Here is a 24305-nt window from a genome sequence, read left to right on the forward strand (position 1 = left end):
TTGTTTTCTGGTTTATTCAAAAGAAAATAATTTAAAAGCAAAACTTAATTTTCTTAATTTCTTAATGGTTCAATTTTTTCAATGAAGATTAATTTTAAAAAAACATACAAGTTTGCCATAAAATCGGCATTGTATATCAGTCTCTTTACAACGGCATTTGTACTGATGTTAATGTCATTATTTTATAAAAATCAATTAAAACATCAAGTTGCGTTTGGAATAATTTTTATAATTGCAGTCTATATTTTCTCTTTTTTGGTTTTGCAATATCGTGTAGAACGATTTATTTATAGAAGAGTAAAGAAAATTTACGATGAGGTTTCGTTGTTAGAATCAACAACATTAATCAATCAGCCGATTAATACCGATATGGAAACGCTTTCACGTGAAGTGAAAAAGTTTGCAACCGATAAAAAACTAGAAATCGAAATGCTTGAAATTCGTGAGCAATATAGAAGAGAATTTTTAGGAAACGTTTCGCACGAATTGAAAACGCCTCTCTTTACCGTTCAAGGTTATGTTTCGACTTTGCTTGATGGCGCAATGGACGATAAAAATATTAGAAAAAAATATTTAAAACGCGCCGAAAAAGGTGTAGAGCGTCTTATCTATATTGTAGAAGATTTGGATATGATTACCAAATTAGAATCGGGCGATTTAGATCTAAACATGACTGATTTTGATATTGTCGAATTAATTCAAAACGTTTTTGAGTTGCTTGAAATGAAAGCTGATAAAAAGAAAATTAAATTGGCTTTTGAAAGCAAAAATGTTCAGTCAGTAATGATTAGAGGGGATCAGGACAGAATTCAGCAAGTGCTCGAGAATCTGATTGTGAATTCTATTAAGTACGGAAAAGAAGGCGGTCTGACTGAAGTTGGCGTCGTAAATTTAACCAAGAAAAAAGTTTTAATTCGTATTAGCGATAACGGAGAAGGTGTTGAAAAACAAAATATTCCAAGACTTTTTGAGCGTTTCTATCGAGTGGATAAAAGCGGAACAAGATCAGAAGGTGGTTCTGGTTTAGGATTGGCAATTGTAAAGCATATTATTGAAGCACATAAAGAGAAAGTTTATGTAGAAAGTGAGTTCGGAATTGGCTCTGAATTCTCTTTTACACTCGAAAAAGCAAATAAAATAACAAAAACTGACGTTAAAAAATCGTAACGTCAGTTTTGCTGAAAGCCCTAAAACAAAGGTGTTTAACAATAAATAAACATTTCAGTTTAGGTCATAACATTAAATTTTTATTATAGTAACATCTGGTTAATGATTTCTTAACATAGGTGCTCCATCTTTGCATCCTGAAATTAAGGGAATTACAGAACTAATGATAAAAAGAAAACTATTAGCCGTTTTATTACTGCTAACTTGTGCGGCCAATGCACAAGAAACAAATAAGCAAGAGCTGAATAAACAGGATGTAAAAAACGAGGTAATGCGTATTTTAGATTCTATAAACAAAGCAAAACTTCCGGAAACTAAATCTGGAGGAGGAGTTGAGGAACATTGGTACGATAGAATCTCTTTAAGAGGTTATGCACAAATTAGGTACAATGGCCTACTTTCTACAAACGATAAAGTTTCTTGCGAGCAATGTGATAGATCTTGGGGAACAACTTCTACGGCTCCAGATGCAAAAGCAAACAACGGGCTTTTTATTCGTCGTGCTCGTTTAGTGTTTTCTGGACAAGTTCATCCAAATGTATTTTTCTACTTTCAGCCTGATTTTGCAAGTTCGCCGTCAAGCGGAATTAATAACTTCGTACAGATTCGTGACTTGTATTTTGATCTTTCTTTCGATAAGAAAAAAGAATATCGAGTACGTGTTGGACAGAGTAAAATTCCATACGGATTTGAAAACATGCAGTCAAGTTCGCAGCGTTTAACTTTAGACCGTGCTGATGCGATTAACTCTTCAATTTTAAATGAGCGTGATTTGGGAATATTCTTTTATTGGGCTCCAGCCGAAATCAGACAACGTTTTGAAATGCTCGTTAAAGACGGTTACAAAGGTTCTGGAGATTTTGGTGTTTTTGCGCTTGGTGTTTACAACGGTCAAATTGCAAACAAATTGGATGGAAATAGAGACTTAAATGTTGTCGGGAGAGTAACTTATCCTTTTGTTATTGGAAGTCAGATTATAGAACCTGGAATTCAGGCTTACACTGGAAAATGGGCTTTTACTGGAGAAGTTTCACCGGGAGTTACGGTTAACGATCCTCAATATGTAAAAGATCAGCGAGTTGGAGCAACTTTTGTTTTATACCCAAGACCTTTCGGAATCCAAACTGAATACAATATCGGAACTGGGCCTCGATATAATCCAGCAACAAATAGAATTGACCAAACCGATTTGAACGGAGGTTACGTTTTATTAAACTATAAATGGGATCTAAAAAAGCAACGTATTTATCCTTTCGCCAAATTCCAATATTATGATGGAGGAAAAAAATATGAGAAAGATGCAAGAAGTTATATAGTTAGAGATTATGAATTTGGTGTAGAATGGCAGCCGATTAAAGCTTTCGAACTTACTGCAGAATACGTAGTAGCCGACCGAACTTTTGAAGATAGCGCACTGCCAATAAACAGACAGCAAGGAAATGTTCTAAGATTGCAAGTGCAGTTTAACTTCTAAAATCAGTACGCAGATAAAACGGATTTGCTTTTGCAAAGACGCGGATAAAAACTGATTTATATTTGAGAAAAAATTCAATTACCTCCAGCTTTAGCTGGAGGTTTTTTTATAGGAAGAAACAATAGATAAAATCCGTTTTATCCGCGTTCAATTACGCAATTTTGTCTTCGAAAACTTTAAATAGTGAATCCCAATCAATATTATTTTCAAATTGAGATAATCCTTTAAACGATTTTACTTTTGATAAATCTTCAAGAGTGAAGTCGTCTTGCATGGCATAAGGCACAAGATTTTCTTCCTGAAGTTTTACTGCGAGATATTCCTGCTCATATTGTCCTGGTGTTGGAATAAAAAAGGCTTTTTTGCCCAACTTTGCCAAATCCATAACAGTGGTATAACCCGAACGGCACAATACAAACTCACTTTCGTTAAAAGTCTGTTCAAGCTGTTTGGAGTTCATGAAATTATAATAGGTAACATTTCCAGCCTGCCATTTTTCCTGCGATTTTTCTACTTTTCCTTGTACAAAAACTACTTTTCCAGGATATTTTGCCGCTTCTTTCTGCAGTTTTTCGTCCAAGAAAGTACGCTGCGGTTCCGGGCCAGACAATATAATCATGAGATCAAATACCTTTGGGGTATCCTTCTTTTTCATGCGACTCAATGGGCCGATGTATTTTAGATTCAGCTCGTTATTTTTTAAATGGCCTAAATCTCCAGTTAGGTTTATTTTTTCGTTAGTGTCAGGAACCCAACACTCATTGTATTTTTTAATAAAATGCTGATGGCATTTGCTGGTAAACCACGTTGTGTTTCCTGTCATTACATTCAACTGGTGTGTAATAAAAACAGAAGGCACTTTTTTACTGATAACTCCCAATCTATTATCTGAAATTATACCGTCAATGCCATGTTTTTTGATCCAATGATTCACCATTTTTTTCTCATCCAAAATAGCAGTAATCATTTTCGGAAGATTTTTAATCAGCTTCCATTTAAAGTTTTTACCATTTTTAGCATATTCAATATGATAAGAAGGCAGTTCTAAAGTCTGTATATAAGGAAATTCTTTTCGTAATAAAGCCAGAGCAACTCCATCAGAAGCAATAATCGGAATAAAATTATTCTCTTGAAGCGCTTTGATAATCGGAATGCATCGAGTAGCATGTCCAAGTCCCCAATTTAATGGAGCCACTAAAATAGTTTTATTCGCAGAATAATCTATGCTCATTTTTAACACGTTTTAAAAACGAAGATAGACAAATATGTTTTCTATGTTATTTCGAAGGTATTACTAAATTATTAACTTAAGGTTCTGAGGAGCTGAGGGACTAAGGTTTGTTGGTTTGAATAAAAAGAAGTTATCTCAAAAATACAGTCATTTTGAGTTAAAAGAATATTTATAATTTTTTTTACGAGCAAGCCTCAGTGGGTAAAATATTTATAGAATTCCAATAAGACAAATAAAAAAATATGTCGCTCCTCCGGAGCTTTAGATTGCAAAAAACATCCTTGGCTATAAACATTTCGCTTCTCCGAAGCTTACCTAAAAAAAGATTTTACAAACATATTAAAAAGCCCCAGCGGGGTAACATATCTATAGAAATCTATTGCGAAAAGACAAAGAGCTCCAGCGGAGCGACATATAATTTTTCGCAATAAAATATGTCGCTCCACTGGAGCTTTATATTGTAAAAATATTTTTAACTATAAATATTTCGCTTTTTCAAAGCTTACAAAAAGAAGAAGCTGTCCAAAAGGACAGCTTCTTTAAAATTTCGTATTAAAACCTTAGCACCTCAGAACCTTAGTCCCTCAGCACCTTTATTTAATCCTGAATATACGTTTTATTTCCATTTTTGTTAATGTAGTATTTACCGCCTCTTGGTCCAGTATATACTTTTTTGCCATTGTACTCGCCAGTAACTTTATCTGGTACAGATGGCGCTTTTTCGTTAGTTTCTTTTAAAGTTTTTGTTGCCGATTTTTTAGCAGCTGTGGCATCTTTCTTAGTAGCGTCAGCTTTTGCAGTTGTTTTCTTTGCGTCAGCTTTTGCTTTGTCGGCAGAGCTTTTTGCTTTGTCAGCGGTACTTTTTGCTTTGTCAGATTCTACAGTAGCTTTTTTGGCATCAGCTTTAGCTTTAGATGTTTGTTTGTCTGCAGTCTTTTTAGCTGCGTCAGCAGATTCTTTTTTGGCTTTTGTTGAAGCAGTTTTTGCGTCATCTGCAGCTTTTTTAGATTTTGCAGCTTCTTTTTTTGCGTCAGCCGAAGCTTTGTCTGCGCTTGCTTTAGCTTTTTTTGCCGAAGCTTCTGTTTTACTTTTCGTAGTTTTTGCAGTTGTTTCCTGTGCGTAAAAATTAGAAGAGAAAACCACCATTAAACATAATAATACTAATTTTTTCATAAGGCTAAAAGTTTAAATTTCAATTAAAATTAAGCAATTTATTGTCATCTTTTTCGTGTTACATTAAAAATATGCACGAAGCTGCACATTTCCTGTGTGAATTGTATTTCCTGTTTCGCTTTTTCTTCCCTGATAATTTAAATTAATATCGAGAAAAGACGTAATGTTCTTTTGCAGAAGCAGTTTCCAAACCAAATTTGATCCCGCCTGAAGTCCTTCGAGCATCTGAAAACCGACTGACGAAAATTCATTTCCATTAAATTTATTTTCATAAAAAGAAAATTCTCCATTAACCGTAACTTTCTTTTCGCCTGCATAAGAAAAAGAAGTTCCGATTCTGTTTTGGTCTAAAGTTTCAAGATTCCCAATTTGGTTTTTTTTGTTTTGAAGTTCATAAAAGAAATCCAATTTGGTGTTTTTAGAAAATAAATAACTGACTTTTGGTGCCAGCTGCCAGCCTTGAATATCATAATTTTTCTCCGCGAAATCTTTAGAAACCAAATCGGTTTTTATGGTTTTGGTGAAGAAATTAAATAGCCAGCTATTTTGGTATAAATGGGTGTATTGAATTTGATGCGAATAATTCTGCACATGCTGCGAACCAACAGAAAGCAGAATTTTACCTTTATTTATAAGATAAGAATACGTAACCGAATGTTTCTGTTTGCCTCGGTTGTAAAATAAACTATTTCTGAAACTCGAATTTAAACCCAAAATATTGTCTTCAGATGAATTAAACGGATTAAGTTCTAGTTTTCCGCCCTCGCTTTTTACCTTTCGATCCATTATAAATGAGGTCTGATTATAAAAATAAGACAGCAGTTTTTTAAATCCTTTTTCATTTTGCCATTGCAACGGATTCAAAGTTAATGATTGTGAAAACTTGTTTTGATTGGTTTTTATATAAATCCGATTCGGCAAAAAGACTCTGACATAACGCGCTTGATCTTGATAAACGGCAACTTCAAACTCTTCCAATTCCTGAATTCCGTTGCCATTATAATCATTCCAAGTGTAAACTCCTTGACCTGTTGGCACTTCTACATATGTAAATTCTTGTTGAGCAATAGTTCCCGAACTGGTTTCGTAAGCTGTTCCAATCTGCATGAACTGATTAAAAAAACGATCGTTGTACAAAATTCTCGAATTTAATGAAGGTTCGTTCTGTCTCGATTTGTCTGTAAAATCTAAATTTCGATAACTCGCATAAACCGCCAAATCGGTTGTTTTGTTTTGAATTAATTTTGATTTTAAATAATACGTCTGCGAATTATTGACGTGCTGTAATAATCCGTTTTGCAAACTATCATTTCGTCTTTGAAGAAAACCAACTTCAACAAAAACTTTAGTGCTGTCGCCACGTCCTGTAAATACACCATATTCTGAAAATCTTTGGCTTAAAGCCGAAAACTGATCGGTAATTTTATCTTTTTGCTGATTATCCTCCAACTGCATAGTTCCTCCAACCCAATTCTTTCCAAAATGATATTTGGTTCTGCTTTGGTTTCTAATGAATTTTGAAGTCGAAGCTATCTCATCAGAATTTAGGAAACTTCCATTATTTTCAATAGTCCAATTTTTCAATTTGAATAAAGCGTTTGTTGTATGTCTTGCTCCAGAATAGCTTTCGCTGTAATCTAATTTCTCAAATTGATAGGTTAGCAAACCAATATTTGAAGTTTCTTTTTTCGAAAATAAATCAAAATTCAAACCCGTAACCAAAAGACTCTGATTTCCATAAAGAGTTCCCGTTAAATTCCAATCGCGATTAAATTCAATATTATACAAACGTTCCACCGATTTAAAATTTTGCTGTACAAATTGATAATTTGCGAAAGCGTCTAAATTCCAGCTTCTAGAAAAAAGACGTTTTTTAAGATTGGTTTTAAAAGCGACTCCTTGATTATTAGCATCATCAATTCCAGAAAATAAATTTTGGTCATTATTGCTAACAGCCAATTCAAAATCAACCAGAGTTTTTTCATTCGGATTATATTTTCCTAAAAAAGTCGCCACCTGAAGTTTCATTGGTGCGACAAGCTGAACGATTGGCTCGTAATTTCCTTGCAGGATTCCGTTAACTGGTTCTACATATTGATAAATTCGTTCAACAGAATTATTGTTTTGAATGATATAATTTCCAGCATTTGCCCCAACTTGGCTAAATCTTACATTGTACAAAACATCGGCAGGATTATTCGAATATTCATAAGCTTCAACCGAATTGACCAATATTTTTTTGTACAAAATTTTATTCTCGGCATAAGTATCTTCATAGGCAGAAGGCGCTTTCATCAAATTCACATCATCGCCCGCCTGACTTAAAATCTGAATTTGTTCTGGAGAAAGATTTTGCTGCAAAGGCTGATTTTTCATATCATTTTCAGAATAAATATATCCGCCAAAACTCCAATTTTTATTTTCGTGCGTTGCACCTGCGTATGTTACGAGACGATTATAATTTCTTTCAGAGTATTGGTATTCGACATTAATACGCATTTCTGACGTGATGGTAAAAAGGGAAGTGAAGACAATTTCTCCTGCATTGTAGTCAATCACATAATCATTGTTTTCACCACGTTTTAGCAAAACACCATTTACATAAACACGTTCTGAACCCGAAATAACGAGAACATACAATTCGCCATTCTGGCCTTTTAGTTTGTACGGACCTTGATTGCCTTCCTGACCTGTAAAAGTACTTTTGGCATATTGTCCTTTTACAAAAGCAACCGAAGCAAAAACATTGGTTTTACTTTTATCGGTATCAAAATCAAAGTTGGCAGAAAGTCCCTGAACCTTTTTATTAAAGCCTAAAAATTGAGTTTTTCTGTTTTCTAAAAATACATCGCCGGCGCGAATGTTCCAGTCATCGCTAAAAAGTTCTATGAAAATATTATCAAACTGATCGAGTTTCTGCGAATAGCCTCCATCTTGCAGCGGAATATTATTGTCCTGAAGCGAAGCCCTTAAACTTACTTTCTCTGAAAGTTTTCCTGTAATCTGTAAATCTAAATTGGAGTTTAAAACCGTACTTTGATTATTACCAACCGTAACGCCACGAGTAATACTTCCGGAAGTTTCAAGTCCGTCAAAAGGAGTTGCTTTTTTGGCATTTGAGTTATTGTCTATTCTATATAGTTTATCTGTTCCAATATCACCGTTTACAATTTGATCCGATTTGTACAAACTGTATTCTCTAGTCAAGAGATCTGGATAATTAAGATAATTTACAATTAAAGTATCTGAAACCGATTGAAAATTTTCATTTAAAAGCAAATATCCTTTTTGAAAATCAACCTTATAAAAAGCCGAATCGATAGGTTCGTTTTTAGTGTTCAGAATCTGAAAAAATCCAGAGTTGATGGACATTTTTTCAAGCCGAATGGTATCTTTTGAAACGATGACTTTTTTGGTTTTGTACAGTGATTCAGTTTCCTGAGCCTGAAGCGCAGAAAACCAGAAGAAAACCGTCAAAAACAGTAATTTTTTCAACATAAATACTCTAACTCTAAAAAGTCAAAAGTAGTATTTATAATCAAGAAATTACGAGGCTTTTATTTATTGAAAAATGAAGTAGTTCTGAGGTTTTTAAAATTGGAGAATAAAAAATATTCGCAGAAAAAATCTCATGTTAAGCCAATCTTTTTTTTAGCTTTGTTTAGGATATAACTAACTTAAATTATGGATACTAGCAAAGAACTTCTATTCTTTTTTAGTGCTTTAGGAGCTTTCAACGGAATTATTCTCGGAGTTTATTTTTTCTTTTTTACCAAGAAAAAATACTTGACGAATTATTTTCTGGGCGCGCTTTTGTTTGCGCTAAGCATCCGAATTGCAAAATCTGTATTTGTTTATTTTCATCCCGAATTGCCAAGAATGTACTTGCAATTTGGACTTACAGCTTGTTTTTTCATTGGACCTTGTTTGTATTATTTTATCAAATCGGCAGTTGACGAAGTTCAGATAATGCCCAAACTATGGAAATTTATATTGACTTTTTGGGGAACTTTAATTGTTGTCGTTGGCATTTTGTATCCGTACGAAGTATATCCAAAACTTTGGAATGGCATTTTTATAAGAATCATTTATTTTCAATGGTTGGTTTACATTGTTTCTGCTGGTTTTGCACTTCGTAGTGTTTTGAAAAACATCCTCAGCCGAAAAGAAAAAACTACTCCTGCCGAAATGTGGTTTTCAATGCTCTATTTTGGAAACTGTTTATTATTCCTGTTTTACTTCTTGGCAATTATGGGAGCTTCTGCTGCAACTTATATAAGTGGGGCAGTAGTTTTTTCATTCATTTTATATTTAGGAATTTCAATTCTTTTGTATAGAAAAAAAACAGACGATTTATTTTTATTGAATGGAAAGATTTCGAATAAAAAAATAGAATCAGCGGATGCAATAATGTGGTCAGAAAAACTGGAAAAGGTTATGTCTGAAAAAAGTTTATATAAAAATCCGAATCTTACGCTTCAAGATTTGTCACAAGAAATTAATGTTTCAAGCCATCAATTATCGCAGTTTCTGAATAATAATTTGGGAAAGAATTTTACAAGTTATGTAAACGAATTCAGGATTAACGAAGCTTGTAAAATTATCACTTCTTCAGATAAATTAACGTTAGAATCCATTGGTTACGATGTTGGTTTTAATTCTAAATCTACCTTCTTCACGGCGTTCAAAAAACATAAAGGAACCACTCCGCTTAACTATCAGATTCAGGCTTTGCAATCGTAAATAGGAGTATTAATTTATAAATCCGTACTCCTGATTTCGTTTTTTGGAATCTCATTTATTGATTTTCAGATGACTTTTGTTCTAAATAAAAGTCAAACTGCTAATCGTTAAAGTTTATGAGATTTCTAAAATTGGTTATCATTTCTATTTTTTTCCTTGCTTTTTTATCAATGGAAATAAAAGCGCAACGCATAAAAAATGTTAAAGACAAAAGTTATTATAGCGATGATGTAATCCTCGGAAAAAAGCCATTAAAGTCCGCTCAAGACACTGTGCTTATTAAAGAGAAAGAGCACAATGAGTTAAATGAACTGATTATAAAAAGACAAGCTTCATTATTAAAATATGGAGCCAACGGAAACATTGATGTCAATGTAAACGGAACTGTCCTCGCAACCAGCAGTACGGTAAGCGAATTGCTTGGAAGAGTGCCAAATGTTGTGGTTGCTGACGGAGAAATAAGCGTTGTCGGAAAAGGCGAAGCGATTATTTATCTTAACGGAGTTCTGATTAATTACGAACGTTTTGCCGCAATTCCCGTTTCGCAGATTCATAAAATTGAAGTCATTTCTAATCCTTCTTCCAGATACGATGCCGAAGGAAAAGCAGTAATCAATATTATAACCAAGCGAAATATGGATAGCGACATAATGGGCTCTGTCAATCAGCATGTAACGATTTCTAAATTTGGCGGAACACTTTATAACACGCTTTTGGATTTTAATTATTCTAAAGGAAAATTCTCTTTTGTAACCAATTACGGTTTGCAATTAGGAAGAAACCGCGAGTTACTTTACACCACAAGAACTCGCCCAAATCCTGACGACTTTATGAAATCTGAATTGACAACGGATTGGAAAAGAAGATTCAATAATTATTCAAATTTCGGATTCGGACTTCAGTATAGTTTTTCTCCAAATAATTATATTTCATTGGCTTATAGCGGAAATGTGAATGATTTGGGTGGAATTACAGAAAGTAGAAATTCAATAACCAATAATTCAGGAAAGAGTTTTTACGCCACAGATGTTGACCGAAATGATGTTTTGTTGAATCAGTTCATCAATTTGAATTATAATTGGACAACAGCTAAAGGTTCTTCATTATTTATTGGATCGCAATTTTCAAATTACAATCAAACCATAAGAGATTTTATTGAAGAAAGCAGTTTGGTAGAACAAACAGATTCTGAAAGATTTTTAAAGAATAATGTGGGAAGCCGAATCAATATAATTGCAATTCAAGCAGATTATTCGAAGAAAATAGATGAAAAAACAAAACTAGAAATAGGAGCAAAGTTTAGCCACGCCACCATAAATTCAGGAACAGATTTTTTGATTTCTAATGATAATATAGATTTTGAGTTGGATGATGAGCTTTCGAGTGATTTTGAATACAACGAAAAAATTGCTGCCGCTTACTTTAATTATATTATGACATTAAATGAAAAAGTCAATTTTTCGCTTGGTGCCAGAGCTGAGAGAACCAGTTATAATTTATTTACAAATGCAAACGGAATTCAGAAATTTGAGAAATCGTACGGCAATTTTTTCCCAAACATGCTTTTAAATTTTAATCTTTCAGAAGATTGGAAGGGACATTTTTCGTATGTTTCCAGAATTACAAGACCTAGATATCAAGCGTTAAATCCGTATGTGATTTATCAGGATCCTTTTACGACGATTGAAGGAAATCCAAATCTGCTTCCAGAAAAAACACACGCTTTTGAAATAGGTACGATGTACAAAAAGTTCGATTTTAAAATTGGCTACACTTATAAAATTGATCCAATTTCAGCAGCAGCTTTGCGCGGAGATACGCCAAACAGCTATATTTTAAGAGCGCTGAATCTGGAAAAAGGACATACTTTTTTTACTTCCCTTTCAAGGTCTTTTAATGTTAAATGGTGGAATTCTGTCAATACTGCGAGCATTACATGGCAGAAATCGGTAGACAATTATTATGAGTTTGAATTTAGTCCTGTAAAACCCCAGATTTATTTATATACCAATAATACATTTACGATTCCTAATCTTTTTAGACTGCAGCTTTTGGCCTGGTATTTAAGCGATAGAAGTTATGGATTAGGAAGCGAAAACGGACGTTCGACAGTAACTTTAGGAATAGAGAGAAACTTTTTTAAAGATGCATTAAAACTTAATTTTACTGCAAACGACATCTTTCATAAGTTTATGGTTTCTGGCGATTATAATGTCGGACAAACTCAGATTTATTATCACCGAACTTATAGTACTGATTATTTTAAATTAATTGCAACGTATAGCTTTGGAGATTCAAAAAAGACGACTTATAAAAAATCGGAAGTTGAGCAGTCGGAGAATAATAGGGCGAGGTAGCAATTAATTTTTTCTTCTTTTAAGTTGGGTATAGGTTACAAGGATTCCAACTGTAGATAAAAACGGACCAATTACCAATTTAAAATCTGAATAAGAAATGTCTTTTATGTCCTTTGCAAGCAATGGACTTAAAGATATACTAATGTATAATAAACCAAGAATAATGAAAACTAATAAAAAGCCTTTTTTGCTCATTTTAAGTTCTTTAGAAAGAAAAGTAAATATAATCAAAAATTGATTAAATAAAGAAAATTCTTTCGAAATAAAAAAGGCTCCACAATTAAGTGAAGCCTTTTCAATAATTTTTGAATTAAATAATTACCTTTTATAAAGCAATATTAGATTAATTCTTTAGTGACAATCTGCATCGTTTCGCGGCTAACTTGTTTCAATAAAACTTCTTTGTTAGCTTCAACAGTCTGCGCTGCCTCTTCTGTAAAGTGACGGATTGTATATAAGGTTACATTTTCGCTGTATTCTACTTTGAATTTTTTAGAAAGAATAGCATTCAATTCTGGGAAATTTCCAAATTTATCTTCCACGCAAACAGAGAAACTAATTGCAGAGTTCTGAATCAAGTTTACTTTGATTTTAAATTCGTGGAATAAACCAAAAATCTCACTAATGTTTTCTTCCATAATGAAAGAGAAATCAATTGATGAAAGCGAAATTAAAAGCTGTTCTCTTTTTACGATAAAACATGGATATTGTGGTTCCAAATCAACTCCTTTAGAAACGCAAGTTCCTTTTAATAACGGGTTGATAAAAGATTTTACGTATAACGGAATTTCTTTTTTCTGTAACGGCTGTAATGTTTTTGGGTGAATAACCGTTGCTCCGTAAAACGCCAATTCGATAGCCTCACGATATGAAATTTGGTTTAACAAACTTGCATTTTCAAAATAACGCGGATCGGCATTCATAACTCCAGGAACATCTTTCCAGATCGTTACGCTTTCTGCATTTAAGCAGTAGGCAAAAATTCCGGCAGTATAATCAGAACCTTCACGGCCAAGAGTTGTTGTGAAATTGTTTTCGTCAGCACCTAAGAAACCTTGCGTGATATTTAATTGTTTTCTAGGTACATTTTTGCTGATGTTTTGTTGCGTAGTTTCCCAGTCAACTTCTGCATCTCTATAATTTGCATTGGTTTTAATGAAATTACGAACGTCAAGCCATTGCGTCTGAATTCCTCTGAAATTCATATAGTGACTTAAGATATTAGTCGAAATCAATTCACCGAAACTTACAACCTGATCGTAAACAAAGTTGTAGTTTGGAGATTTATTGTGAGCTAAGAAATATTCTAATTCGTCAAACTGAGCATTTACAGCTGCAAAAACCGCATGACTTTCATCTTCAAACAAATCCAATAAGATTTGATTGTGATATTTTTTAATTTCTTGAACAGAAGCATTTAATTCTGTCGATTTTTCAAAGTAATTCTTGATTACAACTTCGAGAGCATTTGTAGTTTTTCCCATCGCAGAAACTACCAAAATCACGTCTTCATAACCCACTTTTTGTAAAACGTCATATACGTTTTTAATTCCATCTGCATCTTTTACTGATGCACCACCAAATTTAAATACTCTCATTTTTAATTTTAGATTTTTAGATTTTTTTTCCGCCACGAATTCACGAATTATTTTTTCTAATCTTTACGAATAAAAATTCGTGAATTCTTGACGAATAATATTTTTATAATTTTTCTAAGAACGAATTAATTCCAGCTTGATCCATTTGCACTACCCTCCAAGTGTCAAGGATTTTTGCTCCAGAATTTTCATAGAATTTTACGGCTGGAGTATTCCAATCTAAAACATTCCATTCTACTCTTCTAACATTATCTCTTTTTCCTTGTTTCATGATTTCAGCATAAAGAGCAGAGCCTAAACCTGTGCCTCGCATTTTTTCTTTAACAATCAAATCTTCAAGGTGTATGGTTTTTCCTTTCCAGGTAGAATAGCGGTAATAATACAACGCAATTCCAACAATTTCTTTCTGTTTTTCTTCATTTTCGATTTCCGCTACAAAAACATTAAATAATGGTTTTTTACCAAATCCGTCACGCACTAAATCTTCTTCTGTAATGACAACCGCATCAGGTTCTTTTTCGAATATAGCCAGCTCCTGAATAAGCCCTAACACCGATTTCATATCTTCAGGATTTCCTTTTCTAATATTCATATATTCCTATTTTTAACTATTTAATATCTAAAAAAGCTTCATTTTAGCTAGTGCTTTTTGCAGATTATTAGCAAATATACAATAGTAGCAAACTAACAACATAATTTTTAAATCATTCTCACAAAATAAGCGATATTTGTGACTTAAAAATAAAACTATAACGATTTAGAAATGGAAGAACGCAATAAAACACTGGGAGAGTTTATTATTGAGAACCAAAAAGCATTTCAGTATTCGTCGGGAGAACTCTCGCGAATTATCAACTCTATTCGATTGGCAGCAAAAGTGGTCAATCATAAAGTAAACCAAGCGGGTTTAGTAGATATTGTGGGAGCGGCAGGCGAACAGAATATTCAAGGTGAAGACCAGCAAAAATTAGATGTCTATGCAAACGAAGTATTTATCCAGACGTTAATAAACCGTGAGATTGTCTGTGGTATTGCTTCTGAAGAAAACGACGATTTTATTACTGTTCAGGGGAGCGACAACAGTCATAATAATAAGTACGTGATCTTAATGGATCCGCTTGACGGATCTTCAAACATTGATGTGAATGTTTCTGTGGGAACTATCTTTTCTGTTTTCAGAAGAGTAACTCCAATAGGAACTCCGGTAACTAGCGAGGATTTTTTACAGCCGGGAATCAATCAAGTTGCAGCAGGCTATGTAATTTATGGAACTTCAACGATGTTGGTTTACACCACTGGACATGGCGTAAATGGTTTTACGTTAAATCCAGCGATTGGTACATTTTATCTTTCACATCCAAACATGAAATTTCCAGAAAACGGAAATATTTATTCGGTAAACGAAGGAAACTATGTGCATTTTCCGCAGGGAGTAAAAAATTACATTAAATACTGCCAGCGAGAAGAGGGAGACAGACCTTATACTTCAAGATATATTGGAAGTTTAGTTGCCGATTTTCATCGAAATATGATTAAAGGCGGAATTTATATTTATCCAACAAGTTCAAAAGCACCAAAAGGGAAATTACGTTTATTGTACGAATGTAATCCGATGGCATTTTTGGCAGAACAAGCAGGAGGAAAAGCAACAGACGGTTTCGGTAGAATTATGGAAATCCAGCCAACTGAATTGCATCAAAGAGTGCCTTTCTTCTGCGGAAGTTATAATATGGTAGAAAAAGCTGAAGAATTTATGGCTGAAGCGAATTAAAGTTTTTTTGTTTCAAGTTTCAGGTTCCAAGTTGTTTTTGACTATAAACATCAAGCCCGATAGGTTTTAAAAACCTGTCGGGTTTTGTTTTGAGTTAAATTTTAAAAGTTTAAGCGTAAAACGGTTGACTGTTACTGAATACTGAAAACTAAAAAATAAGACGCAACCATTTTTAGTTTTGTCAATCTTTAAAAAGAACCAAATGTTTATGAGAAATTATGGATTAATTTTTTGTAAGCGCCTTAAAACTAATCAAAACCTAAAAAGTAAAATTATTATGAAGAAAAAACTATTGATGATTCTGTTGGGAATGTTTTCAGTTTTGTTTGTTGCCTGCAGTAGAGAAGAGCATATTGATCCTCCAATTGGACGATCTGAGGATGATATTAAGCTTTCCAAAAAAGAAGCTTTTTTTACGGCAGAGGCCAATACAGTTACAATTACTGCAGAATATAAAACATGGTGGGTAGATGATTTTGCGTTAGATAAAGTAAGAATCGATAAAGGAACTGTAAATTTGTATGCTGAAAATTTTATCTTTAAAAATGATGTTTTTGAGGTAGAAAAGAAAAATGGAAACACTTTGATTATTACAATGAGTAAAAATACAACTGGTAGAGAAAGAATTCTCAATATAGTATTGCAAGCGGGGAATTATTTTGAGAGTATAAATGTTGTTCAGTCAAAATAAACGGCAAAAAAATAAAACCCGATAAAATCAATTATCGGGTTTATTTAAATTCGTTTTTATTTAAAACAAAATACTATTTATGCATGTGCTGCATTTCGTAGATAAAAGTATCAGCATCTACTTTTTTATCAACTAATGATAAAGCTTTAGCAATAATGTAATCTACGTTGCTTGGCGTGAATCCTAGGGCAACACTTATTTTTTTCAATAATACTTCTTGTTTGTCTTCAAGATGATGATCAACATGAACCATTCTTGTCAAATCATACAAACGCTCTAAACGTTGAACATATGAATAAGGTGGATTGATCGGATATTTTAATGGATCGCTAAGAATTTCTTCGTATTCCGATTCTGTAATTTCTAAACGAGAAGCGAGTTTGTCTAAAAAGGCTTTTTCTTCTGGATATACAACTCCATCAGCTAATGCTACTCTAACGATAGCAGAAAAGTGTCCTTTGTTTCTTTGCTTGAATTCGCTATCAAATAATTCTGAAAATGACATAATTGTAAAGTTTTTGTTAAACAAATATAGCCTAATTTTTAAATTATCGATTTTAAAATTCTCATAAAATTTAACTTATTTTTATTGCACGATTTAGTAGCCTGAATCTTTAAGTTTGAAAATTAATCGTAAGTTTACAACCCCTAATTATTTAAATTATAGATTACCTATGTCACAATTTTGGATTTATTTTCAAATAGGATTAAAACACGTTTTAGATATCAATGCTTACGATCACGTTCTTTTTTTAATCGCCTTAACTGTTCCGTATCTTTTTAAAGACTGGAAAAGAATTTTTTTATTGGTTTCGCTTTTTACAATTGGCCATACTTTGGCTTTAGTTCTTTCTGTTTACGGCATTATTGCCATAAAAGTAAATGTTGTAGAATTCCTGATTCCGATTACAATTCTCGTAACAGCTCTTTATCATTTGTTTACGGCAGGAAAGACCTCAAAAAATGATGGCGTAAATCTAGTATTTTTCATAACTTTATTCTTTGGAATTATTCACGGACTAGGTTTTTCTAATTATTTCAAAACAATTTTAGGAGGTTCTGCAACTTCAAAATTGTTGCCTTTAGGAGAGTTTGCCTTAGGAATAGAAGCTGCTCAGCTAGTAGTAGTTTTTGTTGTTCTGGTAATTTCATATATAGTGCAGACAGTTTTCCGTTTTTCAAAACGTGACTGGGCGCTTGTAATGTCGGCTTTTATTATTGGAGTTGTAATTCCGATGATTATTGAAAGCCCAATTTGGAACAGATAAATTAAATGGAAGTAAAAAAACTGAATAAATACGATAAAGCATATCTGCGAATTGCAAAAGAGTGGAGCCTGCTTTCTTACTGTAAACGTAAACAAGTTGGCGCTATTATCGTAAAAGATAGAATGATTATTTCTGACGGTTACAACGGAACACCGTCTGGATTTGAAAATTGCTGCGAAGACGAAAACGGATTAACGCGTTGGGATGTTTTGCATGCCGAAGCAAATGCGATTCTTAAAGTGGCAAGATCTACACAATCTTGCGAAGGAGCGACATTATATATCACGCTTTCGCCATGTAAGGAATGCAGCAAATTAATACATCAGTCTGGAATAAAAAGAGTGGTGTACAAAGATGGATATCGTGACGATTCAGGAATTCAATTTTTAATAAAAGCAGGTGTAGAGGTAGAACATATTCCTGTTTTAGAAGAGTAATGAAATTTAATCCAAAATATTTGCCAATAGTCATAGGGGCTACTTTTGCTCTTGGAACCATTGCCGGAAGCTTGATGAATGCTCCCGCAAGTGATCAGCTTTTGGCTAAAAATTACTCAAAAACCAAACTCAATAAACTCATTGACTTTATCAATACAGAATATGTTGATAGTGTCAATACCGATTCGATTGTAAATCTTACAGTCGATAATATTCTTTCCAAATTAGATCCGCATTCTGTTTATATTCCGCCAAGTGAACAAGCTGAGGTTGCCGAGAGTATGAAAGGTGATTTCGTCGGAATTGGAATCAATTTTTATATGTATAAAGATTCGGTTGCGATTATAAAACCAGTTGAAAACGGACCTTCAGCAAAAGCGGGTATAAAATCTGGCGATCGAATTTTATTCGCAGGAAAAACCAAATTATATGGCAGAAAACTGCCTTCAGATAGTTTGTTTTCTAAACTAAAAGGACTTCAAGGTTCAGAAATTGAATTGACTGTTTTTAGAAAATCTGAACAAAAGAAATTAAAGTTTAAAGTCAAAAGAGATGTTATTCCAATTAAAAGCGTCGATGCTTCTATGCTTCTTGGAAATAATATTGGCTATATCAAAATAAACCGTTTTGCAGAATCCACTTTTAATGAGTTTAAAACTGGTTTAACAAGATTAAAGCAAAAAGGAATTCAGTCGCTTGTAATTGACCTTCGCGATAATGGTGGCGGTTACATGGAAGAAGCGATTGCCATTGCAGATGAATTTTTGAAAGATAAACAGTTAATCGTTTTCACGAAAAGCAAAAACGGTTCTACTGAAAAAACGTATGCTACAAAAGCAGGAAGTTTTGAAACTGGAAAAGTGTATGTTTTAATTAATGAAAATAGTGCTTCTGCGAGCGAAATTTTAGCTGGAGCCATTCAAGATAATGACCGCGGAACGATTGTTGGACGCCGTTCTTTTGGAAAAGGTTTAGTGCAACGTGAAATGGACTTTAATGACGGATCTGCTGTGAGATTGACTGTGGCGCGCTATTATACACCAACGGGAAGATCGATTCAAAAGCCTTATAAAAAAGGTAACGAAGAATATTTTAAAGAATCAGAGTCGAGAATTGCAACGGGAGAATTGTATGCAAAAGATAGTATAAAAGTAGCTGATTCATTAAAATTCAAAACTCCAAAAGGAAAAATAGTATACGGCGGTGGCGGAATTGTTCCAGATGTTTTCGTACCAATGGAAGCAGAGCACGGAAATGAAAATGTTGCTTATTTGCTGCAAACAGGAATCGTTGGCCATTTTGTCTTTGAAGAATTAGACAAAAACAGAAATGCTTTTGCAGGCGATAATTTCAATTCGTTTTTGACTAAAATGAAGAATTCAGATCTTTATTTCAAAAGATTTAAAAATTACATTTTGATGACGGGTCTGGATTTGAAATTAGACAAAACAAAAGCGCTAGTAAACCGTCATATCACTGCTGAATTTGCGCGACAGTTGTTTGGAGAATTGTATTATTATGATGTAATCTTAAAAGAAGATGCCATGATAAAAACAATTCTGACTCCGAAGAAATAACTTCAATCCTTATATCATGAAAATAGAAACCGTTGTTGATGCAGAAATCGAACTCCTAACTGCAATTAAAAAATCGGATGTTATGGCTTTGGAAACAATCCTTCATGATGATTTATTGTTTAATATGCCCGACGGACAAACCATCACTAAAGATTTTGATTTACAAACATACCGTTCTGGAAAGATTAAAATTGATTCTTTGGAAGGTTCAGATCAAATCGTGAATATAATTGGCGATTCGGCTGTAGTTACCGTTACTGTCGCGTTAAAAGGGGCTTATGATGGCAATCCGATTAATGGAGTTTTCAAGTATATAAGAGTCTGGAAAAAAATAGGAAAAAATCTAAAAGTTATAGCAGGAAGCTGTGTTCAGCTGGCATAAACTTTGGTTAAAAATATAGAGCCACAGATTAAAAAGATTAACACAGATTATAATCTTTTTTAATCCTCTTAATCTGTGGCAAAAAAAGATATCGTAATCTTGGAGATTACTCACATTTAAATTTTTAAAATATGAAAAACCTAAAAAGAATAAGCTTTCTAGTGCTTCTAATGACTTTTGTAATCTCTTGCAGAACTATGAAAAACGACACGAATGCTATAGTTTCAGGAAAAGTTGATGGCATAGAAGCAGGTAAAGATGGTTACACAGCCAAAATTACAACAGATGTTAAAGAGGTATATTTCGCCACAATTAGTATTGTAAACGTAGGAGGACCTCAAAACTACAAACAGCTAAAAATTGGAGATGTGGTATCTGTAAAAGGAGAAAAATGGAAAACCGAAGAAGAAAACCATATCAAAGTAACAGAGATTGTTTCTGTTAAATAAAAAAAAAAACAGTCACTCAAAAAAATAAACCATATAAGTGATGTAAGTTCATTTAATCTATACGCAAAGTATAATATGAACTTACATCACTTATATGGTTTAATAATTTTATCGAATACTATCGTGAGCGTGAGTTTGCGTGCCGTTGTTCCATAAAGTAAGAATGTCTGTTGCTACAGCTGCACCACTTCCGGCAGCAATTGCCAATTGACTTCTCCAGCCCGCTAAAGTTCCGATTACATAAATGCCGTCTGCTACTTTATGATCTTCATTTTTAAGCTGAATACGCTGTTTTTCTGGGAGTGCTTTTTTATGAGGTTCAACAAATTGCATTAAACCTTCAATGTCAAAAGTATTGGCAGAACCAATTCCGACTACGATATTTTTTGTTTGGTATGAATTCTTGTTGGTCACTATGGTAAATTCAGGATAACCGCCCTCAATTTTCATTACTTTTTCATTTGGGATCTGAGTAATGTGCGGGTAAGTTGTCGCTAAATCCTGTGTGCTTTCAGTTAAAAGTTCAGAACCTAATTTTCCTGGTGTAATTCCGTAAGCGTTATAAAATATGGCCTCTTGTAAAGAAGAATTTTTCTGATGGGTAAAAATTCCGATTTTTTTATCAGTAACAAAAGTTTTGTTTTTTGCGGATCCTAAGACCAAAGCACAGGACATTCCTGATACTCCTCCGCCAATAATTAAAACATCAAACATATTATCTGTTGTCATTCATTTTTTCTTCAATTCTTTTTGAAATTCTAAAAATCAAAAGAATCAAAACAGCGCAAAATGAAGCGGCGATTCCAATAAAAGCTACCATACTATCTCCTTGAAAAGGGTTTTGAAAGTCTAATAGCGTAATATTAAAAACGATTAAAGCTAATGCCAAAAGCACTAAGATTGAAGTGAAAATTTTCATAAGATTGGTTTGTTTTTGTCTAAAATAATAAAGTAGAACTTTATGGGGAAATTGCCTTAAAGTTGTATTTTAGAAATTTTATGGGGTAAATTTATAAAAATAAATTTTAGACAAACAAACCTTTAACATTAGCAGCGAATAATTTAACAGCAATTGCCAAAAGTATTACTCCAAATGTCTTGCGAACCACTCCAAGTCCGTTCTCTCCTAATAGGTTTTCGATTTTTTTAGAAGACTTTAAAACGATGTAAACTAAGATTATATTAAGTACAATCGCGATAATGATGTTAATAGTATGAAACTGAGATCGAAGCGATAATAAAGTGGTCATGGTTCCTGCTCCAGCGATTAGTGGAAAAGCCAAGGGTACAATAGAGGCAGATCCTGGTTCTTCGTCACGGTAGATTCTGATTCCTAAGATCATTTCTAAAGCTAAAAAGAACAAAACGAAAGAACCTGCAACGGCAAACGAGTGAACATCGATACCAATTAAATTTAGTAAACCTTCTCCAACAAAAAGAAAAACAATCATGATGGCACCCGCCACAATAGAAGCTTTTTCAGATTCGATGTGTCCGACTTTAGCTCTTAAATTCACAATAATCGGAATTGAACCAACAATATCAATTACGGCAAAAAGCACCATACTAACGGTAATGATTTCTTTAAAATCGATTTCTAACATATCGCTTTGATTTTTAGGGTTTAAAAAACTGCTGCAAAAGTAGTTAATAAAGTTAGGTGTTTTTTCGTTACAATGCACTTTTGTTATAAAAACATGTTTTATTGGTTAAAAAAGTGATATTTATAACAATTGATAATTTAACCGCAAAGATTCGCAAAGAAATTACGCAAAGTGCGCAAGGCTAAAAATTAATAATACTTTGCTCCCGATAGCTATCGGGATTGCTTAATTCCCCGCGCACTTTGCGGTTAAACATTTACAGTGTTTTATCTGTTTTCTTTGACTATCTTTGCACTTTAAAAACAACAGTATTAGAATATCATGTTTCAGTTAGGTAAAACTATTATTTCAGAGGACATTCTGGAAAAAGAATTTGTGTGCAACTTGTCTGCTTGTAAAGGAGCTTGTTGTGTTGATGGAGATGCAGGTGCGCCTTTGAATGAGGCTGAAACTAAAATCTTAGAAGAAATCTATCCAAAAGTGAAACCCTTTTTACGTAAAGAAGGAATTGAAGCAATCGAAGCGCAAGGAGCTTGGGTAAAAGGAACAGATGGTGATCTAGAAACTCCATTGATTGATAATAAAGATTGCGCTTATGTTATTTTTGACGGGAAAACTGCGCTTTGTGGAATCGAACAAGCTTATAATCAAGGAGTGGTGAATTGGAAAAAACCCGTTTCTTGTCATTTATATCCAATTCGCGTAAAAGACTTTACAGAATTTGCAGCGGTAAATTATGATAAATGGGATATCTGCGATGATGCCTGCTCGTTGGGTAAAGAATTGGAAGTTCCCGTTTACAAATTTGTAAAAGAAGCACTGATTCGCCGTTTTGGTGAAGACTGGTATTTGGAGCTTGAAAAAGTAGCCGAAGAACTTAAAAATTCATAAATAACAAGCCTATTTCTATAGGCTTTTTTTATATGCTTTTTTGACTCAAAGAAACAAAGTTTTGACTCAAAAAAAAACTTTTTAAAACTATTTAAAATTTCTTGCTTTTTATATTTAAAAGTCTATATTTTACGGGACTTTCAGGTATAATTGTTGGTTTTAAGTGTTTCATTTACAGTAAATTAATTATTGTATGAAAAGTTTCTCAAAAAACTAGCGTTGTTAAAAACTACAGCAAATTGTGAATAAGTTTGACTTTCATTTTTGGCGTTAATTGACAATCTTTGTAGTCTATTGAATTAGCAAAAAATTCGGTATAAAAATTAAATAAAAATTGTCATGTCTCAAGTAGAACCAATCTTACAAGAAAATAAAAATCGTTTCGTTATTTTTCCTATCAAACATCATGATATTTGGGAATGGTATAAAAAAATGGAAGCTAGTTTCTGGACTGCTGAAGAAATCGATTTGCACCAAGATTTGACAGATTGGAATAACAAACTGAATGACGACGAAAGATATTTCATTAAACATATTTTAGCATTCTTTGCTGCTTCTGACGGAATTGTAAATGAAAATTTGGCTGAGAACTTTGTAAATGAAGTTCAATATGCTGAAGCGAAGTTTTTCTATGGTTTCCAAATTATGATGGAAAACATTCATAGCGAAACGTATTCTTTATTAATTGACACTTACGTTAAAGATGAAGCTGAGAAAACAGAATTGTTTAATGCTTTAGAAGTATTCCCGGCTATTGCTAAAAAAGGAGAATGGGCTTTAAAATGGATCGAGTCAGATTCATTTGCGGAAAGACTTATTGCTTTTGCTGCAGTTGAAGGAATCTTTTTCTCAGGAGCCTTCTGTTCAATTTATTGGTTGAAAAAACGTGGTTTAATGCCAGGTTTAACTTTCTCAAATGAGTTGATTTCTCGTGACGAAGGCGTACATTGTGATTTTGCTGTTCACTTGCACAATCACCATTTGGTAAACAAAGTGCCAAAAGACAGAATTAAAGAAATTATTGTCGATGCATTGGATATCGAAAGACAATTTATAACTGAATCTCTTCCAGTAAGTTTAATTGGAATGAATGCAACTTTAATGACTCAATATTTAGAGTTCGTTGCTGATAGACTTTTAGTAGAATTAGGTTGTGAGCGTGTTTACGGATCAGCGAATCCATTCGATTTCATGGACATGATTTCTCTTCAAGGAAAAACTAATTTCTTTGAAAAACGTGTTGCGGAGTATCAAAAATCTGGTGTGATGAACACAGATAGTGATGCTCAGAAAATTTCATTTGATGCAGATTTTTAGACAACAAAAAATATTTTAGCGTCTATCTTCTAGAGACACTAAAAAAAAAGATTACAAGAATATTTTAAGGTTGAATCTCTTTCCCCAAGTCGCAGGTTCAATAGCAATTTTTGACGCATTTAAATTCGATTTTCGAATTTGAAACGAGTAACTATTGAGAATTTGGTAATTCTCT

23 protein-coding genes are annotated in these 24305 nt (G+C 33.3%); 13 read left to right on the forward strand and 10 right to left on the reverse strand.

Annotated elements, in window-relative coordinates:
• The first annotated feature begins 81 nt into the window (after window positions 1-81).
• On the forward strand, window positions 82-1167 hold the full coding sequence (locus DMB71_RS10250) for a sensor histidine kinase (RefSeq protein ID WP_111365843.1): 1086 nt from the start codon (window positions 82-84) through the stop codon (window positions 1165-1167).
• Window positions 1168-1330: 163 nt separating this feature from the next.
• Window positions 1331-2641 carry a porin gene (locus DMB71_RS10255; RefSeq protein ID WP_111365844.1) on the forward strand — a complete coding sequence of 437 codons (1311 nt, stop codon included), beginning with the start codon at window positions 1331-1333 and terminating at the stop codon, window positions 2639-2641.
• 151 nt (window positions 2642-2792) lie between these two features.
• Here the strand turns inward: DMB71_RS10255 and DMB71_RS10260 are convergent, their stop codons facing one another.
• The 3 genes from DMB71_RS10260 to DMB71_RS10270 all read right to left on the reverse strand — a co-directional run bounded on the left by DMB71_RS10260 (window position 2793) and on the right by DMB71_RS10270 (window position 8543).
• Window positions 2793-3872: a glycosyltransferase gene (locus tag DMB71_RS10260; protein ID WP_111365846.1), complete on the reverse strand. Its 1080-nt coding sequence runs from the start codon at window positions 3870-3872 to the stop codon at window positions 2793-2795.
• 597 nt (window positions 3873-4469) lie between these two features.
• Window positions 4470-5045 (reverse strand): hypothetical protein, encoded by a 576-nt coding sequence (locus tag DMB71_RS10265; RefSeq protein ID WP_204251783.1) that lies wholly within the window; start codon window positions 5043-5045, stop codon window positions 4470-4472.
• 63 nt (window positions 5046-5108) lie between these two features.
• Window positions 5109-8543 carry a hypothetical protein gene (locus DMB71_RS10270; RefSeq protein WP_111365847.1) on the reverse strand — a complete coding sequence of 1145 codons (3435 nt, stop codon included), beginning with the start codon at window positions 8541-8543 and terminating at the stop codon, window positions 5109-5111.
• A 186-nt stretch (window positions 8544-8729) separates the two neighbouring features.
• Here DMB71_RS10270 and DMB71_RS10275 point away from each other — a divergent pair, with 186 nt between their 5' ends.
• Together DMB71_RS10275 and DMB71_RS10280 are read left to right on the forward strand one after the other, a co-directional pair.
• Window positions 8730-9788: a helix-turn-helix domain-containing protein gene (locus DMB71_RS10275; RefSeq protein ID WP_111365849.1), complete on the forward strand. Its 1059-nt coding sequence runs from the start codon at window positions 8730-8732 to the stop codon at window positions 9786-9788.
• Between the two features lie 116 nt (window positions 9789-9904).
• Window positions 9905-12145 carry a TonB-dependent receptor domain-containing protein gene (locus tag DMB71_RS10280; protein ID WP_111365850.1) on the forward strand — a complete coding sequence of 747 codons (2241 nt, stop codon included), beginning with the start codon at window positions 9905-9907 and terminating at the stop codon, window positions 12143-12145.
• 3 nt (window positions 12146-12148) lie between these two features.
• Here DMB71_RS10280 and DMB71_RS10285 read toward each other — a convergent pair whose 3' ends face one another.
• The 3 genes from DMB71_RS10285 to DMB71_RS10295 all read right to left on the reverse strand — a co-directional run bounded on the left by DMB71_RS10285 (window position 12149) and on the right by DMB71_RS10295 (window position 14335).
• Complete coding sequence (locus DMB71_RS10285) at window positions 12149-12340, reverse strand: hypothetical protein (RefSeq protein WP_111365852.1); 192 nt, start codon at window positions 12338-12340, stop codon at window positions 12149-12151.
• 143 nt (window positions 12341-12483) lie between these two features.
• Window positions 12484-13743 carry an aspartate kinase gene (locus tag DMB71_RS10290; protein WP_111365939.1) on the reverse strand — a complete coding sequence of 420 codons (1260 nt, stop codon included), beginning with the start codon at window positions 13741-13743 and terminating at the stop codon, window positions 12484-12486.
• Window positions 13744-13846: 103 nt separating this feature from the next.
• On the reverse strand, window positions 13847-14335 hold the full coding sequence (locus DMB71_RS10295; protein WP_111365853.1) for a GNAT family N-acetyltransferase: 489 nt from the start codon (window positions 14333-14335) through the stop codon (window positions 13847-13849).
• 171 nt (window positions 14336-14506) lie between these two features.
• On the opposite strand from DMB71_RS10295, the gene fbp reads away from it, so the two are divergent.
• Together fbp and DMB71_RS10305 are read left to right on the forward strand one after the other, a co-directional pair.
• Window positions 14507-15514, forward strand: coding sequence for a class 1 fructose-bisphosphatase (fbp, locus tag DMB71_RS10300; protein WP_111365855.1), 1008 nt, complete (start codon window positions 14507-14509; stop codon window positions 15512-15514).
• 277 nt (window positions 15515-15791) lie between these two features.
• A complete protein-coding gene (locus tag DMB71_RS10305) occupies window positions 15792-16205 on the forward strand; it encodes a hypothetical protein (protein ID WP_162614812.1) in 414 nt (137 codons plus the stop codon).
• A gap of 73 nt (window positions 16206-16278) precedes the next feature.
• Here the strand turns inward: DMB71_RS10305 and DMB71_RS10310 are convergent, their stop codons facing one another.
• Window positions 16279-16710 (reverse strand): TerB family tellurite resistance protein, encoded by a 432-nt coding sequence (locus tag DMB71_RS10310; protein WP_095928262.1) that lies wholly within the window; start codon window positions 16708-16710, stop codon window positions 16279-16281.
• 169 nt (window positions 16711-16879) lie between these two features.
• Between DMB71_RS10310 and DMB71_RS10315 the strand changes: the two genes are divergently transcribed.
• The 5 genes from DMB71_RS10315 (at window position 16880) to DMB71_RS10335 (ending at window position 20318) form a co-directional block, all read left to right on the forward strand.
• Window positions 16880-17473 carry a HupE/UreJ family protein gene (locus DMB71_RS10315; RefSeq protein ID WP_111365859.1) on the forward strand — a complete coding sequence of 198 codons (594 nt, stop codon included), beginning with the start codon at window positions 16880-16882 and terminating at the stop codon, window positions 17471-17473.
• Window positions 17474-17478: 5 nt separating this feature from the next.
• The gene (locus DMB71_RS10320; RefSeq protein ID WP_008465062.1) at window positions 17479-17910 is read left to right on the forward strand and encodes a deoxycytidylate deaminase; all 432 of its coding nucleotides are present in this window, start codon (window positions 17479-17481) and stop codon (window positions 17908-17910) included.
• Window positions 17910-19487, forward strand: coding sequence for a S41 family peptidase (locus DMB71_RS10325; protein ID WP_111365860.1), 1578 nt, complete (start codon window positions 17910-17912; stop codon window positions 19485-19487). The genes DMB71_RS10320 and DMB71_RS10325 overlap by 1 nt, the downstream gene beginning before the upstream one ends.
• A 16-nt stretch (window positions 19488-19503) precedes the next feature.
• Window positions 19504-19869 carry a nuclear transport factor 2 family protein gene (locus DMB71_RS10330; protein ID WP_111365862.1) on the forward strand — a complete coding sequence of 122 codons (366 nt, stop codon included), beginning with the start codon at window positions 19504-19506 and terminating at the stop codon, window positions 19867-19869.
• Window positions 19870-20000: 131 nt separating this feature from the next.
• Entirely contained in the window at window positions 20001-20318 is a 318-nt protein-coding gene (locus DMB71_RS10335) for a hypothetical protein (protein ID WP_111365864.1), read from the forward strand.
• Between the two features lie 108 nt (window positions 20319-20426).
• Here DMB71_RS10335 and DMB71_RS10340 read toward each other — a convergent pair whose 3' ends face one another.
• The 3 genes from DMB71_RS10340 to DMB71_RS10350 all read right to left on the reverse strand — a co-directional run bounded on the left by DMB71_RS10340 (window position 20427) and on the right by DMB71_RS10350 (window position 21922).
• Window positions 20427-21032 (reverse strand): FAD-dependent oxidoreductase, encoded by a 606-nt coding sequence (locus DMB71_RS10340; protein WP_111365940.1) that lies wholly within the window; start codon window positions 21030-21032, stop codon window positions 20427-20429.
• Window position 21033: 1 nt separating this feature from the next.
• Window positions 21034-21237 (reverse strand): hypothetical protein, encoded by a 204-nt coding sequence (locus tag DMB71_RS10345; protein ID WP_095928256.1) that lies wholly within the window; start codon window positions 21235-21237, stop codon window positions 21034-21036.
• A 106-nt stretch (window positions 21238-21343) separates the two neighbouring features.
• Window positions 21344-21922, reverse strand: a complete 579-nt coding sequence (locus DMB71_RS10350) for a MarC family protein (RefSeq protein WP_008465051.1) — start codon at window positions 21920-21922, stop codon at window positions 21344-21346.
• 321 nt (window positions 21923-22243) lie between these two features.
• Between DMB71_RS10350 and DMB71_RS10355 the strand changes: the two genes are divergently transcribed.
• Together DMB71_RS10355 and DMB71_RS10360 are read left to right on the forward strand one after the other, a co-directional pair.
• Window positions 22244-22813 carry a DUF3109 family protein gene (locus DMB71_RS10355; protein ID WP_111365866.1) on the forward strand — a complete coding sequence of 190 codons (570 nt, stop codon included), beginning with the start codon at window positions 22244-22246 and terminating at the stop codon, window positions 22811-22813.
• A gap of 339 nt (window positions 22814-23152) precedes the next feature.
• Window positions 23153-24130, forward strand: coding sequence for a ribonucleotide-diphosphate reductase subunit beta (locus DMB71_RS10360; RefSeq protein WP_111365867.1), 978 nt, complete (start codon window positions 23153-23155; stop codon window positions 24128-24130).
• Window positions 24131-24305 lie beyond the last annotated feature (175 nt).

The sequence above is a fragment of the Flavobacterium tistrianum genome (assembly GCF_003254545.1).
In the GTDB taxonomy this organism is placed as follows: Bacteria; Bacteroidota; Bacteroidia; order Flavobacteriales; family Flavobacteriaceae; genus Flavobacterium; species Flavobacterium tistrianum.

Excerpts from the sequence above, each read along its gene's own strand:
- DMB71_RS10250 (WP_111365843.1), top strand. The coding sequence starts at position 82 with ATGAAGATTAATTTTAAAAAAACATACAAGTTTGCCATAAAATCGGCA.
- DMB71_RS10255 (WP_111365844.1), top strand. The coding sequence starts at position 1,331 with ATGATAAAAAGAAAACTATTAGCCGTTTTATTACTGCTAACTTGTGCG.
- DMB71_RS10260 (WP_111365846.1), bottom strand. The coding sequence starts at position 3,872 with ATGAGCATAGATTATTCTGCGAATAAAACTATTTTAGTGGCTCCATTA.
- DMB71_RS10265 (WP_204251783.1), bottom strand. The coding sequence starts at position 5,045 with ATGAAAAAATTAGTATTATTATGTTTAATGGTGGTTTTCTCTTCTAAT.
- DMB71_RS10270 (WP_111365847.1), bottom strand. The coding sequence starts at position 8,543 with ATGTTGAAAAAATTACTGTTTTTGACGGTTTTCTTCTGGTTTTCTGCG.
- DMB71_RS10275 (WP_111365849.1), top strand. The coding sequence starts at position 8,730 with ATGGATACTAGCAAAGAACTTCTATTCTTTTTTAGTGCTTTAGGAGCT.
- DMB71_RS10280 (WP_111365850.1), top strand. The coding sequence starts at position 9,905 with ATGAGATTTCTAAAATTGGTTATCATTTCTATTTTTTTCCTTGCTTTT.
- DMB71_RS10285 (WP_111365852.1), bottom strand. The coding sequence starts at position 12,340 with ATGAGCAAAAAAGGCTTTTTATTAGTTTTCATTATTCTTGGTTTATTA.
- DMB71_RS10290 (WP_111365939.1), bottom strand. The coding sequence starts at position 13,743 with ATGAGAGTATTTAAATTTGGTGGTGCATCAGTAAAAGATGCAGATGGA.
- DMB71_RS10295 (WP_111365853.1), bottom strand. The coding sequence starts at position 14,335 with ATGAATATTAGAAAAGGAAATCCTGAAGATATGAAATCGGTGTTAGGG.
- fbp (WP_111365855.1), top strand. The coding sequence starts at position 14,507 with ATGGAAGAACGCAATAAAACACTGGGAGAGTTTATTATTGAGAACCAA.
- DMB71_RS10305 (WP_162614812.1), top strand. The coding sequence starts at position 15,792 with ATGAAGAAAAAACTATTGATGATTCTGTTGGGAATGTTTTCAGTTTTG.
- DMB71_RS10310 (WP_095928262.1), bottom strand. The coding sequence starts at position 16,710 with ATGTCATTTTCAGAATTATTTGATAGCGAATTCAAGCAAAGAAACAAA.
- DMB71_RS10315 (WP_111365859.1), top strand. The coding sequence starts at position 16,880 with ATGTCACAATTTTGGATTTATTTTCAAATAGGATTAAAACACGTTTTA.
- DMB71_RS10320 (WP_008465062.1), top strand. The coding sequence starts at position 17,479 with ATGGAAGTAAAAAAACTGAATAAATACGATAAAGCATATCTGCGAATT.
- DMB71_RS10325 (WP_111365860.1), top strand. The coding sequence starts at position 17,910 with ATGAAATTTAATCCAAAATATTTGCCAATAGTCATAGGGGCTACTTTT.
- DMB71_RS10330 (WP_111365862.1), top strand. The coding sequence starts at position 19,504 with ATGAAAATAGAAACCGTTGTTGATGCAGAAATCGAACTCCTAACTGCA.
- DMB71_RS10335 (WP_111365864.1), top strand. The coding sequence starts at position 20,001 with ATGAAAAACCTAAAAAGAATAAGCTTTCTAGTGCTTCTAATGACTTTT.
- DMB71_RS10340 (WP_111365940.1), bottom strand. The coding sequence starts at position 21,032 with ATGTTTGATGTTTTAATTATTGGCGGAGGAGTATCAGGAATGTCCTGT.
- DMB71_RS10345 (WP_095928256.1), bottom strand. The coding sequence starts at position 21,237 with ATGAAAATTTTCACTTCAATCTTAGTGCTTTTGGCATTAGCTTTAATC.
- DMB71_RS10350 (WP_008465051.1), bottom strand. The coding sequence starts at position 21,922 with ATGTTAGAAATCGATTTTAAAGAAATCATTACCGTTAGTATGGTGCTT.
- DMB71_RS10355 (WP_111365866.1), top strand. The coding sequence starts at position 22,244 with ATGTTTCAGTTAGGTAAAACTATTATTTCAGAGGACATTCTGGAAAAA.
- DMB71_RS10360 (WP_111365867.1), top strand. The coding sequence starts at position 23,153 with ATGTCTCAAGTAGAACCAATCTTACAAGAAAATAAAAATCGTTTCGTT.